16 protein-coding genes and 1 tRNA gene are annotated in these 13,973 nt (G+C 69.1%); 9 read left to right on the top strand and 8 right to left on the bottom strand.

All coding sequences use genetic code 11. The features are described from left to right. Positions 1–157 precede the first annotated feature (157 nt). The 7 genes from ACXIZN_RS40915 (at position 158) to ACXIZN_RS40885 (ending at position 4,533) form a co-directional block, all read left to right on the top strand. Positions 158–224 (top strand) — tRNA-Ser (locus ACXIZN_RS40915). Between the two features lie 257 nt (positions 225–481). Further along, positions 482–1,126: an SRPBCC family protein gene (locus tag ACXIZN_RS40910; RefSeq protein WP_457960088.1), complete on the top strand. Its 645-nt coding sequence runs from the start codon at positions 482–484 to the stop codon at positions 1,124–1,126. A gap of 9 nt (positions 1,127–1,135) precedes the next feature. After that, positions 1,136–1,732 carry an adenylate kinase gene (locus ACXIZN_RS40905; RefSeq protein WP_457960087.1) on the top strand — a complete coding sequence of 199 codons (597 nt, stop codon included), beginning with the start codon at positions 1,136–1,138 and terminating at the stop codon, positions 1,730–1,732. Between the two features lie 224 nt (positions 1,733–1,956). Then, positions 1,957–2,529: a YbaB/EbfC family nucleoid-associated protein gene (locus ACXIZN_RS40900; protein ID WP_457960086.1), complete on the top strand. Its 573-nt coding sequence runs from the start codon at positions 1,957–1,959 to the stop codon at positions 2,527–2,529. Next, positions 2,526–2,858, top strand: a complete 333-nt coding sequence (locus ACXIZN_RS40895) for a type VII secretion target (RefSeq protein ID WP_457960085.1) — start codon at positions 2,526–2,528, stop codon at positions 2,856–2,858. The genes ACXIZN_RS40900 and ACXIZN_RS40895 overlap by 4 nt, the downstream gene beginning before the upstream one ends. Next, on the top strand, positions 2,855–4,096 hold the full coding sequence (locus tag ACXIZN_RS40890; RefSeq protein ID WP_457960084.1) for a WXG100 family type VII secretion target: 1,242 nt from the start codon (positions 2,855–2,857) through the stop codon (positions 4,094–4,096). The genes ACXIZN_RS40895 and ACXIZN_RS40890 overlap by 4 nt, the downstream gene beginning before the upstream one ends. A 59-nt stretch (positions 4,097–4,155) precedes the next feature. Next, on the top strand, positions 4,156–4,533 hold the full coding sequence (locus ACXIZN_RS40885; protein WP_034309296.1) for a RidA family protein: 378 nt from the start codon (positions 4,156–4,158) through the stop codon (positions 4,531–4,533). Positions 4,534–4,922: 389 nt separating this feature from the next. On the opposite strand, the gene ACXIZN_RS40880 is transcribed toward ACXIZN_RS40885, so the two are convergent. Next, positions 4,923–5,627 carry an SDR family NAD(P)-dependent oxidoreductase gene (locus tag ACXIZN_RS40880; RefSeq protein WP_457960083.1) on the bottom strand — a complete coding sequence of 235 codons (705 nt, stop codon included), beginning with the start codon at positions 5,625–5,627 and terminating at the stop codon, positions 4,923–4,925. A gap of 81 nt (positions 5,628–5,708) precedes the next feature. Between ACXIZN_RS40880 and ACXIZN_RS40875 the strand changes: the two genes are divergently transcribed. Together ACXIZN_RS40875 and ACXIZN_RS40870 are read left to right on the top strand one after the other, a co-directional pair. Continuing rightward, the gene (locus ACXIZN_RS40875) at positions 5,709–6,326 is read left to right on the top strand and encodes a TetR/AcrR family transcriptional regulator (RefSeq protein WP_457960082.1); all 618 of its coding nucleotides are present in this window, start codon (positions 5,709–5,711) and stop codon (positions 6,324–6,326) included. A 50-nt stretch (positions 6,327–6,376) separates the two neighbouring features. Continuing rightward, positions 6,377–6,952 (top strand): hypothetical protein, encoded by a 576-nt coding sequence (locus ACXIZN_RS40870; RefSeq protein WP_457960081.1) that lies wholly within the window; start codon positions 6,377–6,379, stop codon positions 6,950–6,952. 181 nt (positions 6,953–7,133) lie between these two features. Here the strand turns inward: ACXIZN_RS40870 and ACXIZN_RS40865 are convergent, their stop codons facing one another. The 7 genes from ACXIZN_RS40865 to ACXIZN_RS40835 all read right to left on the bottom strand — a co-directional run bounded on the left by ACXIZN_RS40865 (position 7,134) and on the right by ACXIZN_RS40835 (position 13,930). Continuing rightward, entirely contained in the window at positions 7,134–8,039 is a 906-nt protein-coding gene (locus ACXIZN_RS40865; RefSeq protein ID WP_457960080.1) for an SDR family NAD(P)-dependent oxidoreductase, read from the bottom strand. A 68-nt stretch (positions 8,040–8,107) separates the two neighbouring features. Further along, the gene (locus ACXIZN_RS40860; RefSeq protein WP_457960079.1) at positions 8,108–9,298 is read right to left on the bottom strand and encodes an ATP-grasp domain-containing protein; all 1,191 of its coding nucleotides are present in this window, start codon (positions 9,296–9,298) and stop codon (positions 8,108–8,110) included. Further along, positions 9,295–10,350, bottom strand: coding sequence for a cysteine synthase family protein (locus tag ACXIZN_RS40855; RefSeq protein ID WP_457960078.1), 1,056 nt, complete (start codon positions 10,348–10,350; stop codon positions 9,295–9,297). The genes ACXIZN_RS40860 and ACXIZN_RS40855 overlap by 4 nt, the downstream gene beginning before the upstream one ends. After that, complete coding sequence (locus tag ACXIZN_RS40850; RefSeq protein WP_457960077.1) at positions 10,347–11,330, bottom strand: ABC transporter substrate-binding protein; 984 nt, start codon at positions 11,328–11,330, stop codon at positions 10,347–10,349. Before ACXIZN_RS40850 ends, ACXIZN_RS40855 begins: the two co-directional genes overlap by 4 nt. Beyond that, positions 11,327–12,115 (bottom strand): ABC transporter ATP-binding protein, encoded by a 789-nt coding sequence (locus ACXIZN_RS40845; protein WP_457960076.1) that lies wholly within the window; start codon positions 12,113–12,115, stop codon positions 11,327–11,329. The genes ACXIZN_RS40850 and ACXIZN_RS40845 overlap by 4 nt, the downstream gene beginning before the upstream one ends. Continuing rightward, a complete protein-coding gene (locus ACXIZN_RS40840) occupies positions 12,115–13,209 on the bottom strand; it encodes a FecCD family ABC transporter permease (protein ID WP_457960075.1) in 1,095 nt (364 codons plus the stop codon). The genes ACXIZN_RS40845 and ACXIZN_RS40840 overlap by 1 nt, the downstream gene beginning before the upstream one ends. Further along, positions 13,190–13,930: a class I SAM-dependent methyltransferase gene (locus ACXIZN_RS40835; RefSeq protein WP_457960074.1), complete on the bottom strand. Its 741-nt coding sequence runs from the start codon at positions 13,928–13,930 to the stop codon at positions 13,190–13,192. The genes ACXIZN_RS40840 and ACXIZN_RS40835 overlap by 20 nt, the downstream gene beginning before the upstream one ends. Positions 13,931–13,973 lie beyond the last annotated feature (43 nt).

Below are 13,973 nucleotides of genomic sequence, written 5' to 3'. Positions count from 1 at the left end.
GCTGCCAAGTGAAGCCCGACGTCTCCCCCGCTTGAGTGATTCCCGCGAGCTAGGCCAGCCGAGTTTTCATGACATGGTTCGTGACATGAACCAGAGTGATCTGGTGGGATTTCTGAGGTCTCTGCGGCCCTGCGTGATGCTATAGTCGCTGGTAGAGGCCGTAGTTAAAGTACTTAACGGCCCTCCGGAGGCAGGTGTCGCAGGTTCGAATCCTGCCGAGGGCACACAAGTCCGAGGCCTTTCAGCGCCTCTTCGAGGTCGGCCGCGCCGACCATTCCGGAAGACGCAGCGCCGTCTTCGATCACGTGTGTTCCTTGTTCGGGCACGTCAATCCCTCATCCGACGCCCGGAATCGGGCGCGGCTTTCTTCAGGCAGGCCAAGCTCGTTAGAGCCTCTCACTTTTCCTCTTGACGTTCACTGCGCGATCGTTATAGGTTCTAACTATAGCGATAAGCGCTAAGACATCGAAGGGGAAGAGTCATGTTCCGCACCGCACGCCGCCGGATCACCACCCGCGCCGCCCTGCTCACGGTCCCGCTGGCCCTCGCCGGAGTCCTCGGCGCCACGGCGCCCGCCCAGGCGGCTCCCGTCCACCACACCAAGCCGGCTTCGCTTACCTGCCAAGGAAAAGGCATCGACCGGTCCGCCAAGGTGCACTACCGGACCGAGGCCTTCATCAAGGCACCGATGCGCACCATCTGGAACCTGCAGACCGACGTGGAGGCATGGCCGTCCTGGCAGAACCCCGCCATCCCCGTCACCATGAAACGTCTGGACGACGGCCCGCTGCGCAAGCATTCCCGCTTCCAGTGGACCATTCCCGTCCCGCCCGGCATGCCCTACCCGCCCGGTGACGTGACCATCGTTTCCACCGTCCGGCAACTCCAGCCCGGCAAATGCATCCGCTGGACCGGGCCCCTCGACGGTCCCGGCGGCATGCACATCGACGGCGTCCACGTCTGGAACTTCGTCAAGGTCCCCGGCGGCGTCGTCGTCCGCACCGAGGAGAGCCACACCGGCCCGCAGGTCGACAAGGACGTGCCCGGCTCCACCGCGATGCTCGGGCAGGGCCTCGAAATCTGGCTGAAGGACCTGAAAAAGGCCGCCGAAAGCCGGGACCAATAAGCTCGTCGTATGGAGATCATCGGGCCCGCCGACGCGCTTCCCGGACACCGGATCCGGCGGGTCGCGGTGGCGGGCCCCGCGGGATCCGGCAAATCGACGCTGGCGCGAACCCTGTGTGAACGCATGGGGATCCCGTTCGTCGAATTCGAGTCCTTCTTCCACGCGCCGGGCTGGACGGTGCGGGAGACCTGGCAGGCCGACGTCCTGGAATTCGTGGCCGGCGACGAATGGGCCATCGAATGGCAGGGCGAAGAGGTCCGGGAACGGATGACCGCGCGGCTGGACGTCCTGGTCTGGCTCGATCATCCGCGTGTCATGACCGTGGCGCGCACGGTCGTGCGGACACTGAAGCGCCGCGTGGGGCGTGGCTCGAAGATCGCCGGCGGCAACGTCGAGGGCCCGCTGCACACGTTCTTCACCGATCGCGATCACATCGTCAAACTCGCCTGGCGCTACCACCCGATGATCCGGGCCCGCGTGCGCAAGGTCATCGCCGAGAACCGGTATCCGGACCTCGTCGTCGTCCGGCTGCGTGGTCAGCGCCAGGTCGATCGCTGGCTCGACGGGCCGTTCGCCCGCAACCTCCGCTACGGCGACGGCGGATGACTGTCCGATGAGGACACCGGGCGGCTGCCCCGGTCCGCCACCCCCGCGGACCTTTCGGGCAGTCCTTGATCGCCGGGGTTGTCCCGGTACGTGCCCGGTGGTAACGATACGGGCGGGCCGGGACGGCCGGTCCACCCTCCGCGCTGGGAAGCCAGGGGTGTTCCGCCTCGTCGACCTGTATTTCCGCCGATCGTGATCCCATCCCAACCAGGCCAAGGCGACGCATGCAACCCAATTTCGACGCAGGTGAGGACTTCGCACTCCTTTTGGAGCGAGAGGCCAAGAAACTCGAGGAAAAAGCCCAAGCCCTGACGGCCGCGTTCACCGCCTCGGCGTCCACGGTGACCTCTCCCGACGGCTCGGTGACGGTGACGGTCGAGGCCAACGGCTCACTGAGCGCCATCGAGTTCGGCAACCGGGCCACCTCGCTGGGACCGGCCCGGCTCTCCTCCCTGGTCATGCAGACGGTGCGCACGGCCCAGCGCAGGACCGTCGAGAAGGTCACGGAGTCCTACACCGAGATCAACGGCGAAGACGAGGCCGCCCAGCTGGTCCGCACCTTCCTGCCGAAGGTGGAGGACGAGGAGACCGCGCCGGGCGACCCGGAACAGGACAAGTGGGCGCCGGAGGCGCACAACGAGCCGCCGCGTCCTCAGGCGGGATACCGGCCGCCGCCACCGCAGGCCGGTCCCCCGATGCCGCCGCAGCCCGGCCGCCCCGTGCGGCAGCCGAACCCCCCGGCGCCGCGACCCCGGCGACCGGCCTCCCCCGACGACGACGAGATGAGCCCCTGGTGACCGGATTCGGTGTCAAGACGGAAGCCATGACCGAGTTCGCCGGTCACCTCGACAGACTCGAGGACGCGCTGCGGAAGAGCGCGGACATGGTGGGCAGTTGCGTGGCGGATCCCGGCATCTTCGGCGTTTTCGGCGGCCAGATCTACGGCGCCGGCGCGAGCATGCACTGCGGGAAGGCGCGGGACCACCTCAACAAGTACTCGGAGAACGTGCAGGAGTTCTCGGACAGGCTGCGCGAGGCCGCGAAGACGTACAACGCCAACGAGCAGGAGACCGAGAAGCTGATCACCGACGCCGGCAAGGGTATCGACGAGGTGAAGGTCAAGTGAGCGACGAGTACCACCGCAACGATTTCGGGAACGCCACCGGCACCAAGGCCGACGACTTCAAGGACGAGAACCGCAGCTTCCTCGCGGGCAGCGGGGACACCGCGGGCGCGGGTTTCTTCGATTCCGCGTTCTCGCTGAAGAAGGCCGTCGACGACGGGGACAGCCTCAGCATCGGGCTGGCCTCGGCGGGGATGGCGATCGAGATCCTCGGTATGGTCGTCGACCCGATCGGGTCGCTGCTGACCGCCGGGATCGGCTGGCTGATCGAGCACATCGTCATCTTCCGCTGGCCGTTGGACTTCCTGCTGGGCGACCCGAAGGGCATCGAGGAGGCCAAGACGGCGATCTACAAAGAGGGCGCGGAGGTGCGGGAGTGGGCGAATGACCACGCCGCCGCGACCAAGAAGTTCATGGAGAAGTGGGAGGGCGAGGCCGCCGACGCCTTCCGGGCCGACATGGAGGGCGTCGCCGCCCAGATCGAGGCGCTCGCCGGGTACATCGAGTTCGCGGGCAAGCAGATGGGGATCGCCGGCGCGGTCATCGGCGCTGTCCGCGGCATCGTCCGCGACATCATCGCCATGACGCTGGCGGGCATCCTCAAGGCCGCGATCGTGGCGGTGGCGCTGGCGCCGGTCACCTTCGGCGGTTCGATCATCGCGGCGATCGGCTCCATCATGACCACGGTGGCCGTGGCGATCGCCAAGATCGCCAAGCAGATCGCCGACGTCGCCAAGAAGCTCGCCGAGATGATCAAGATCCTGGCCAAGACGCGCGGCGCGGCCGACGAGGTCGTCAAGCTGACCCTCAACGGCGGCAAGATCACCCTGCCCAAGCCCAAACCCGGTGGCGGGACACCGATGCCTGGCGGCAAGAAGCCGATCGAGGGCCCGCCGCCGAAGCCGGGCGACACCACTCCGGACACTCCACCCAAACCCCCTCGCGAAAAGCTCAGCGACATGCCCCTCCGGATCGTGCGCGAGAAGCTCGCGAAGGAACTGGAAGGGGTGGACGGGGCGGCGGACATCCTGAAGCGGTTCGACTACTGGAACAGCTTCCCGATCGGCGACCTGCACAAGCGGTTCCCCAAGGTGGCGGACGCGATCGAGAAGACGACCAAGATCCTCAGCGACCCGACCTACGGCGCGTCGGGCATGGCCGGGAAGACCATCGTCGAGCTGACGAAGGCCATCCCGCCCGCCGCGAACGAGAAACCGCCGGAGGACAAGGAAGAGCAGTGAGGACAGACGGCCCCGTACCGGTGTTCCGGTGAGGGGCCGCCTGTGCTTTCGTTCGGGTCATGACTGAACGGGTGAACATCTCCTCCGGCGGCGACTACGAGCCGGTGTTCGGCTACAGCCGGGCGGTGCGCGTCGGCGAGCACATCCACGTTTCCGGGACCACGGCGCGGGAACCCGCCCGCTCGGGTGACGCGTACGAGCAGGCCTCGGCCGTGCTTTCGCTCATCGAGACCGCGTTGCGCGAGGCCGGGTCCAGCCTGTCCGCCGTGGTGCGCACAGTCACCTACGTGACCGACATCAAGGACGCCGATCTGGTGGCGCGGGCGCACCGCGAAGCCTTCGCCGACGTGCTGCCCGCGGCCACCATGGTCGAGGTCTCGGCGTTGCTCGACCCGAAGATGAAGGTCGAGATCGAGGCCTACGCCGTCGAGAAGTAGCTCGACCGCCGTGGTCGTGGCCCGCGAACAGACTTACCGGACAGTGCCTGGCCACGCCCGGCCGCCGTTTCCCTCGCCTGCCGGAGCGCCGTTTCGACGCCGGTGACGAACGCGCCGGTGTTCTCGAACATCACCCGGGCGCCGCCGCCGCGGCGGCGGCGCCCCGCTNTACCGGACAGTGCCTGGCCACGCCCGGCCGCCGTTTCCCTCGCCTGCCGGAGCGCCGTTTCGACGCCGGTGACGAACGCGCCGGTGTTCTCGAACATCCCCCGGGCGCCGCCGCCTCGTCGGCGGCGCCCGGATCCTCCATGCTCCACGCGGCGAGCCGCTGTCCCGCGGTGCCGAACGGCGCGTCCCCACCACGACGGCACACGTCCGCCTGGTTACGGTCACCTCCCGAAGGAACCGACCAGCGCCTCCGGTGCTTCGCGGGTCTCATAGAGCTTCCAGAAGGCGTCGGCGAAGACGTCCGGGTGGATCACCTCGGGCTCGAAGTCCATGGGGCTCGCGGTGAGCGCCCGATGGGGCACGCTGCCCTCGATCAGCGCGCCGACGTTGACGGCTCCGGCATAGATCCCCTTCTCCGCGAGCACGGCGTTCAGATTGTGGAAGTAGTTCCGCAGCGCGGCCTGCGCCATGCCGACGTTGCCGAGGAAGGGCGCCGGGTACAGGCCGGATTGCCCGGCGGTGAACAGGATCGCGCCGTCGCCGCGCTCGGCCATCTCCGGCAGGACGGCCCGCACCAGCGCCACTGCGGACACCAGGAAGCGGTCCAGGATGAGCCGCAGGTTCTCCGGATCCACGTCGAGCACCGGCACGATGCCCTCTCCCATGGTCCCGCCGCCGGGGTTGAACGCGACCGCGTCGATCCGGCCGATCGCGCTGACGGCGGACGCGATCCGCGCCGGCTCGTAGACGTCGGCGACGAAACCGTTCGCTTCGATTCCGTCGCGGTCGAGTTCGGCGACGAGCGCGTCGAGGTTCTGGGTGGTGCGCGCGACGAGGGCGATCCGGAAGCCCTCGCGGCCGAAGCGGCGCGCGAGCGAAAGTCCCAGCACCGGTCCGGCGCCGAAGATGGCGAGTGTCTTGGTCATGCGTCCTCCAGATTAAGTTGAGGTCCCCCTCAACTTATACCCATAACTTGAGGCAACCTTCAACTTGACTACGATGGCGTCATGACCAAACCCCTGCGGAAGGACGCCCGGCGCAACCGCGACCTGCTGGTCGAGGCCGCCAGGGGGCTCTACGCGGAACGCGGCCTCGACGTCGCGCTCGAAGAGATCGCCAAGACCGCGGGCGTCAGCATCGGCACGCTGTACAACCACTTCCCTCAGCGCGCGGACCTGGTGGACGCCGTGTTCGCCGACCGGACCGAGACCGTCGCGAAACTGGCCGAGCACGCGCTCTCCCTCGACGACGCGTGGATCGGCTTGACCTCTTTCGTCGAACGGGTCTGCGAATTGCAGGCCGCCGACCGCGGCTACAACGAACTCGCCTCGACCCGGCCACCGCAGGCCGAAGACCTCGAACGCGGTTACGAGCTCATGACCCGGATCGTCGACCGCGCCAAGGAGAGCGGCGCCCTGCGCGCGGACTTCACCCTCGAGGACATGGCCTTCGTGACCTGGGGGATCGCGCGCACCGTGGAGGCGACCGCGCCCGTCCGGCCGGAGGCATGGCGCCGCCATCTCGCGCTGCTGTTCGACGGGATGCGGGCGCCCGCCGCGAATCCGTTGCCGGAGCCCCCGCTGGCGCCTGGGGAACTGGCCCGGATCATGGGCGGTTGCGGCTGAGGGCAACCCTCGGCCCCTCCGGTGCGTGTCCACCCCGGAGAGGGGATCCCATGAAAACGAAACTTCTGCTCATCGCTCTGACGCTGTTCGCGACGACGGCCTGTTCCGGAGAGCCACCAGCTGCCCCCGCGACGGTCACCGTCACCCCGTCGTCCTCGGTGCCGAAGCCACCCGCCGGACCGGACGCCAAGACCGTCGCCTGGCTCGACGGGCTGTGCGGCGCGGTGTACGGCTTCATGAAGGCTTCCAGCGATTACGCGACCAAGCAGCGATCGGGAACCGAGGTGACCCGCGGCGCGCTGAAGGAGGAACTCGGGATCCGCGCGGGATTCGCGGGCAAGGCCGTCGACGACCTTGCCGCGCTGCCGCCGTCGCCGATTCCCGGCGGCGACACGGTGCGGAAGTCCCTTGTGGACCAGTACACCGCCGCGAGGGACGCGGCGACCGCGGGCAAGCAGCGGTTGGAGAAGTCCGGGAACGAAGCCGCCATGGACGCGGCCATCAAGGCGATGGACGCCACGCAGAAGCCGATCACGGGGACTCCCGATCTCCTGCCCGCCCTCAAAATCGAGACGCCGGAGCTGATGGCCGCCGCCGCAGCGGCCAAGAAGTGCGTGCCCGCTTGACTCGCGCGCGGTGAGGCGGCGTGTTGCGAAAGCCACTTTCGCAACGCGCCCGCAGGAGTAGATCGCGACGCGGGTCCGGTGATGCCGGGAGAGGTCGCGAAAGCCACTTTCGCGACCTCTGATGTCCCGAAAGTGGCTTTCGCGACGTGCGCACAAGGCCCGAGAGAACACGGGCCAGGGCTCAGGCCGGCGGCGTGAAACCGGGCGGCATGACCATCGGCCGCCCGGTGTTCAAACCGCCGTCGACGAGAACGGAAGTCCCGGTCAGGTAAGCGAAATCCGGTGACGCCAGACCGAGGACGGCCGAAGCGATCTCCGCGGCCTCCCCCATCCTCGGCAGGCCGTGGACGTTCAGCGGCCCCCAAGCGGCCTTGAAGCGCGCCCACAGGTCGTCCGGGATACCCGGCGGGCGGACCAGCTTGGTATCGATCGTCCCCGGATCGATCGAAAACACCCGGATCCCCTTCGCGCCGTAATCCAGCGCGGCCGCGCGCACGAGGCCCTGCACGGCGCGTTTGCTCGAGGTGTAGGCGGCGTGCCCCGGCCTGGTCTGGTCGGCCTGCGCCGACGCGGTGCAGACGATCACCCCGCCGCCCGCCTTCAGCAGATGCGGTACCTCGTACTTGATCGAGAGGAACACGCCGCGCGCGTTGGTGCGCTGCACGTCCTCCCATTCGTCCAGGGAGATCTCGTGCAGCGGCTTGCCGAGGTGGATCCCGGCGTTGTTGAACGCGATGTCGAGCCTGCCGTACCGGCGGACGACACCATCCACAAAGGACTGGACCTGCTCGGGCACCCGGACGTCCGCCCGGAGATAGGTCGCTTCCCCGCCCGCGCGGCGGATCTCCCGCTCGACCTCGCGCCCGAGTTCTTCCCGCCTGCCACAGAATCCGACCTTCGCGCCGGCCGCGGCGAAGGCGATGGCCGCCGCGCGGCCGATCCCCGACGTCGCCCCCGTGACGATGACGACCTTGCCCGCGAACCGTCGCCGGTCTTCCCCGGCCGTGGCCGGGTTCGCCGCCATCATCGTGACACCGGCCGCCATCGCGCCCCCGAGCGCCGCGCGCCTGCCCACTGTCCCGCCCATGATTTCCCTCCAGATGGATAACCCTGCTTCCCGAAACAGACAGTAGGGCTATCCATCTGAGGGAACTCTCAAGAATCGATCTCCGGCGTGATCCCGCCCGCCGCGGCCAGCGCGCGATGCAGCGCCAGCTCCGCCGTCGGCCCTTCGGCCAGGACGATGCCCGTGCACGACCGCTGGTCCGCGAGATGCCGGATCTCGTCGCCGGGGCCCGCCGTCGGATACCACTCCGGCGAGCCGGGCAGGCCGGGCAGCCTGTCGAGCCCCGACCAGCCCCTCAGCACCCCTTCCGTGGCCGGGTACGCCAGGACGAACGCGACACCCGGGCCCCCACCCACCTCCTGGGTGAGCAAGGCGGGTTCCTCGCCCAGCGCCATGGCGATCATCGCGGAATAGACGTTGGCGCCCAACGACCGGCACAACGCCTCGCCGAGCATCGCCCCGCCGATCCGGATGTTGATCTCGACGACCTCGGGGCCGTCGGCGGTGAGCACGAATTCGGTGTGCGCGAAGCCCTGCTCGTGTCCGGCGGCCTTGAGCACCCGGCCGATCCAGTCCGCCAAGCCCGCGTACTCGGCCGCGGGGAAGGCCACCGGGAACGCGGCGGCCTCCTCGCGCCGCACCGGCTCGGGCGACAACTGGCGGGAGAGGATCCCGAGCAGCCGGGTCCTTCCCTGCCAGGTCACGGTTTCCGCGCTGTAGAGCGGGCCGGCGAAATACGGTTCGGCGATCAGATGCCCCTTCAGCGGCGTCGTCTTCGCCTCCAGCCTGGCTCGCTCGAGTTCGGCCTGATCGCGGACGAGCCACACGCCCCGCGACGACGTTCCCGAAGAATCCTTCACCACCAAGGGAAACCCGAGTTCTTCGGCGACCATGACCGGCACCGGCCTGCCGCGGGTGAGCCCGTGTTCGTACAGCCGGTCGCGCACCGCGCCCTTGTCCCGCAGCACCCGCACGGCGGCCGCGTCCGGGCCGGGCAGGCCGAGCCGGGCGGTGAGTTCCGCGCCGGGCAGCGCCCACGTGTCGGTCGAGTTGATGATCCCGGCGAGGTCCGGGATGGCGCGCAACGCGGTTTCGCAGGCCGCGATATCGGTGGTGTCGATGTCGACGACCTCGACCCGGTCCGGCCCGAGCGTGCCGAGTTCGTAGCGGTAGATGTCGCGGTTTCCGGTGAACAGCACCAGCTTCCGCCCGGCCTCCGCCGCCGCGTCGGCGATCCTGCCCAGGCCGAAGGTGAGCGCTTCCAGCAGGACGACGGTCACGACACCCGCTCCTTCCGGTACGACGGCTGCACGGGTATCCCGAACCGGCGGCGCCGCCAGTCCATCGCCGCCCACGGCAGGGCGAGTTCGTCCAGTGAAGCGATCTCGCGGGGCGCGAGGCCCGCCGGGTCGACGGCTTCCCGGTGCCGGGCGAAAACCCTTGCGGTGTAACGGTGCCCGGTGTCCGCGCCGATCACGACGTGGGTCCGGTCCGGATTCCGCGCCGCCTCCCAGCCCGCGACGAGGTACGCCGCGCCGGTGGAAAGCCCGGCGAACACGGCATGGTCACGCATCAGGCCGACGGTCGCGGCCATGGCGTGCACGAAGTCCAGCCAGTGGATCCGGTCGTACAGTTCGTGATCCACGTTGCCGAACGGGATGGCGGAGCCGATCCCCGCGATGATCGCGTCCGGATCGGTGAACCGTTCACTGCCGAAGGTGACACTGCCGAACGGCTGGACCCCGGTCAGGCGGACATCGGGATCGCGTTCGCGCAGCGAGCGTGCGATCCCGCCGGTCGACGCGCCGGTGCCCACACTGCCGACGACGGTGAGCGGCCCGGACGGCAGCGCGCGGGCGACGAGATCGGCGACCTCGGCGTATCCCACGTAATGCACGGGGTCGTGGTACTGGCGCATCCAGTGCATGTCCGGATGACGTTCCAGCAGTTCGTGCACGCGGGCGACCCGGCGCCGCTGGTCGAGGCGGAGGTCGTCCGACGGCGGCATCTGGTCCACCGTCGCGCCAAGGATCTCCAGCTGCGAGCGCATGGTGAGGTCGACGGTGGTGGACGCGACGATATGGCAGCGCAGGCCGTAGCGGTGACAGGCCATCGCCAGCGCGAGCGCGTAGATCCCGCTGGAGCTGTCGATCAGCGTCTGTCCTTTTCGGACGGTTCCGTCGGCGAGCAGCGACCGCACCGCGCCGAGTGCCGCGTAGACCTTCAAGGTCTCGAAGCGGATCAGCACGATGTTCGGTTCCAGCCGGATCAGCGCCGGCGTCTTGATCGCGTCGGTGACATGGTCGTGGACCAGCGCGGACATCGCGGTCACCGGCCGATCGAACGCAGATACGCGGCCAGCGACTCGGCGCCCGCCGCGTTGCGCGGGCCGCTCACGAGGTCCCCGTAGGAGATGACGTGGAACCGGTTGTCGCGCACGGCCGGCGTGTTCTTGAGCTGTGGCGCTGATTTGATGAACGCGATCTTCTCCTGCGCCGGCTGATCGGCGTAGTCCACCACGACGATCACCTCGGGTTCGGTCTTGACCACGGCTTCCCAGCCCACACTCCCCCAGCCGTCCTGCAGATCGCGGAAGACGTTCGTCCCGCCGGCGGCGTCGATGATCTCGTTGGGAGCGGCGTGTTTCCCGGACGTGAACGGCTGGTCGGTGCCTGAGTCGTAGACGAACACCTTGGCGGGCGGTGTCTTCGGCGCTCCGGCGCGGACCTTGTCGAAGCGCCCCTTGAGTTCCGTGACCAGCTCGTCGGCCCGCTGGCGCACGCCGAAGATGTCGCCGAGATTGCGCAGGTCGGTGTAGAGCGCTTCGAGCGGCGTCACTTCCTGCTTCGCGGTGGGATACTCCCAGCAGGTCTCGGTGTGCAGATAGCTCCGGATGCCGACCTGCTCCAGCAGTTTCGGCGTGATCCCCCGTTCCTCGCTGAACCCGGAGTTCCAGCCCGCGATCACCCAGTCCGCCTTGGCGTTGACCAGGATTTCGCGCGTGACCCGCGAGGTGCCGAGCCGTTCGACCTTGGCGTAGTCGTCCTTCCACGGCGAACCGGCGATCGACGGGTCGCCGAGCGAATTCATCACGTAGCCGCGCATCCGGCCGGCGAGCCCGAGCGCGAACATCTTCTCGGCCCCCGAAACGTCGTAGGCGACGGGACGTTGCGGCGCGGGGAAGGTGACCTGGGCGCCGCAATTGGTCACCGTGGCCTGTGCCGGCGCGGTCGGCCCGGCCTCGACCTGGGCACCGCAGGCGCTCAGGAGCAGTGCCGCGGCGAAGAGCGCGGTCACCCTGGACGGCTTCATCGTGTGATCCCCTCGGTTTCATCGGCGGGAAGGTCGTAGAGCAGTTGGAGCGCCCCGGTCACGGGATGGGTCACCTGGGTGACCTCGACGCCGAACACGGCGCGGACCGTTTCCGGCGTGAGCACTTCGGCCGGGGTGCCGCAGGCGGCGAGCGATCCGGCGCGCAGCAACGCGATCCGGTGACAGACGGCGGCGGCGAGGTTGAGGTCGTGCAGCGCGACGAGCACGGTGAGCCCGCAGTCGCGCAGGAACTTCAGCAGTTCCACCTGGTGGCGGACGTCGAGATGGTTCGTCGGCTCGTCGAGGACCAGCACCTCCGGCTCCTGGACGAGCGCCCTCGCCATCAGCACCCGCTGCCGTTCGCCACCCGAGAGCGTCAGGACGCTGCGCTGGGCGAGATGGGTGATGTCCATCCGCCGCAACGCTTCCCTGCACAGCGCGCGTTCGCGGGCCGACAGCCGGAGATTGCCGCGCTGATGCGGCGACCGCCCGAGCGCGACGACCTCCTCGACCGTGAAGTCCAGATCGGCCCGGCTGTCCTGGGTGAGCGCGGCGATCCGGCGGGCGGTGTCGCGCAGCCCCTGCCCGGCGAGGTCGGTCCCGTCGAGCAGGACCGCGCCGCCGGACGGCGACAGCGCCCGGTAGACACAGCGCAACGCCGTCGACTTGCCGCTGCCGTTGGGGCCGAGCAGGCCGACGACCTCGCCCTCGCCGACGTCCAAGCACAGCTCGCGGATCAGTGCCGTTCCGGCCACCTCGACGGAAAGTTCGCGCAGTGACAGCATCAGCGGCCTCCGAACGCGTAGCCGCGGCGCCGCATCACGACGAGGAACACCGGAACGCCGATCAGCGCGGTGATCACGCCGAGCGGCAGTTCCTCGGGCGCGACGAGCGTGCGGGCGAGCAGATCGACCCACACCAGGAAGACCGCGCCCACCAAAGGTGCGAGTGCCAGCACCCGGCGATGCCCCGAACCGGCGATCATCCGCACCACATGCGGCAGGACCAGCCCGACGAACCCGATCGAGCCGCTGACCGCCACCAGCAGGCCGGTGACGACCGCGGTGAGCAGGAAGAGCCACCGGCGCAACGCGGCCGCGTCGGTACCGAGGCTCATCGCGGTCTCGTCGCCCATGGACAGGACGTCGAGCGCGGTGCCGTACCGCAGCAGGACCACGACCGCGACGGCCACCCCGAGCGCGGCCAGCGGCAGGGACGCCCACGTCGCCGCGCCGAGGCTGCCGAGCAGCCAGAACAGCACGGTCTGCGCGGCCTGGCCGTTCGGCGACAGATAGACGAGCACGCTCATCACCGCCTGGAAGGCATACGTGAGCGCGACCCCGGTGAGCACCAGACGCAACGGCGTCAGACCGAATTTGCTGCGGGCGGCGAGATAGACGATCGCGGTCGCGCCGAGCGCGCCGAGGAAGGCGGCCGTCGACAACGCCAGCACACCGAGCCCGGCGAACAGGCCGAACACCACGACGGCGGCGGCGCCGACCGAGGCGCCCGACGAGATCCCGAGCACGAACGGATCGGCGAGGGCGTTGCGGACCAGGGCCTGCACCGCGACACCGACCACCGCGAGCCCCGCGCCGACCACGGCCGCCAGCAGCACCCGCGGGGCGCGGACCTGCCAGACGATCGAGTAGCCGGTGACCTCGTCGCCGGTGATGGTGCCGCCGGTGATCGCCTTTCCCAGGTAGCGCAGGACATCCGTGAGCGCGACGGTGGACGGGCCGAGCGCGATGCCCGCGATCAGCGAGATCAGGAGCGCGACCGACAGCAGGATCACCGGGCCGGTGAGCCGCAGCGGACGCGCCGTCTCGTCATCCGGTTCCGCGAAGAGGCGGAGAGATTCAGCCGGCACGTTCACCACGCACGATCAGGCGGCGCGCGTGGTTGTCGTACGGCGAACCGTCGAAGTCACCGAAGCACTCCACACCGGTGAAGCCCGCCGTCTCGAACAGCGCCTTCAGTTCCGCGGCGCTGTAGAGGAAGGACAGGATCGACGCCTGCTTCGCCTCGCCGTCGCGCACCAGGGTCCACTCGGTCCTGAGCCGGGTCCAGTCGTCGAGGATGGTGTCGCGCATGAACACCGTCCCGCCGTCGACGTCGACCGCCTTCGGGCGGCCGACCCAGCCGGCCAGCACCTCCTTGCCGAGGACGTCGATGAGCAGCCTGCCGCCGGGCGCGAGACTGGTGCAGGCGTTTCGCAGCACCGCGAGGTTGTCGCCGGGTTCGGTGAAGTAGCCGAACGACGTGTACATGTTGATGATCAGGTCGTACGCGGCGGGTTCGGTGTACTCGAGCATGTCGGCCTGGATCAGCTTCGCGGCGACTCCCGCGTTTTCGCAGGCTTCGCGCGCGCGTTCGAGCATCGCCGGGCTGAGATCGACGCCGGTCACGTCGGCGCCCCGCTTCGCCAGCGGCACGACGTGGATCGCCGGGCCGCACGCCAGGTCCAGCACCTTCGTGCCTTCGGCGACCGCGAGCAGCGGTGACGTGGCCGTCAGGCGTTCGGCCTCTTCGGCCCGGCTGGGCGGGAACATGACGTCCGCGAAGCCGACCCACAGGTCGTCGTCCTCGTACCAGTGCATCTCTCTCCGCTCGCCGGGCCGCACGATTCAGCCCCACAAGTCG

It is taken from the genome of Amycolatopsis sp. TRM77291 (assembly GCF_054166285.1).
Note: the sequence above shows the minus strand (reverse complement) of the source record. Positions and strands in the feature narration are given on the sequence as shown.

Excerpts from the sequence above, each read along its gene's own strand:
- ACXIZN_RS40910 (WP_457960088.1), top strand. The coding sequence starts at position 482 with ATGTTCCGCACCGCACGCCGCCGGATCACCACCCGCGCCGCCCTGCTC.
- ACXIZN_RS40905 (WP_457960087.1), top strand. The coding sequence starts at position 1,136 with ATGGAGATCATCGGGCCCGCCGACGCGCTTCCCGGACACCGGATCCGG.
- ACXIZN_RS40900 (WP_457960086.1), top strand. The coding sequence starts at position 1,957 with ATGCAACCCAATTTCGACGCAGGTGAGGACTTCGCACTCCTTTTGGAG.
- ACXIZN_RS40885 (WP_034309296.1), top strand. The coding sequence starts at position 4,156 with ATGACTGAACGGGTGAACATCTCCTCCGGCGGCGACTACGAGCCGGTG.
- ACXIZN_RS40880 (WP_457960083.1), bottom strand. The coding sequence starts at position 5,627 with ATGACCAAGACACTCGCCATCTTCGGCGCCGGACCGGTGCTGGGACTT.
- ACXIZN_RS40875 (WP_457960082.1), top strand. The coding sequence starts at position 5,709 with ATGACCAAACCCCTGCGGAAGGACGCCCGGCGCAACCGCGACCTGCTG.
- ACXIZN_RS40870 (WP_457960081.1), top strand. The coding sequence starts at position 6,377 with ATGAAAACGAAACTTCTGCTCATCGCTCTGACGCTGTTCGCGACGACG.
- ACXIZN_RS40865 (WP_457960080.1), bottom strand. The coding sequence starts at position 8,039 with ATGGGCGGGACAGTGGGCAGGCGCGCGGCGCTCGGGGGCGCGATGGCG.
- ACXIZN_RS40850 (WP_457960077.1), bottom strand. The coding sequence starts at position 11,330 with ATGAAGCCGTCCAGGGTGACCGCGCTCTTCGCCGCGGCACTGCTCCTG.
- ACXIZN_RS40845 (WP_457960076.1), bottom strand. The coding sequence starts at position 12,115 with ATGCTGTCACTGCGCGAACTTTCCGTCGAGGTGGCCGGAACGGCACTG.
- ACXIZN_RS40835 (WP_457960074.1), bottom strand. The coding sequence starts at position 13,930 with ATGCACTGGTACGAGGACGACGACCTGTGGGTCGGCTTCGCGGACGTC.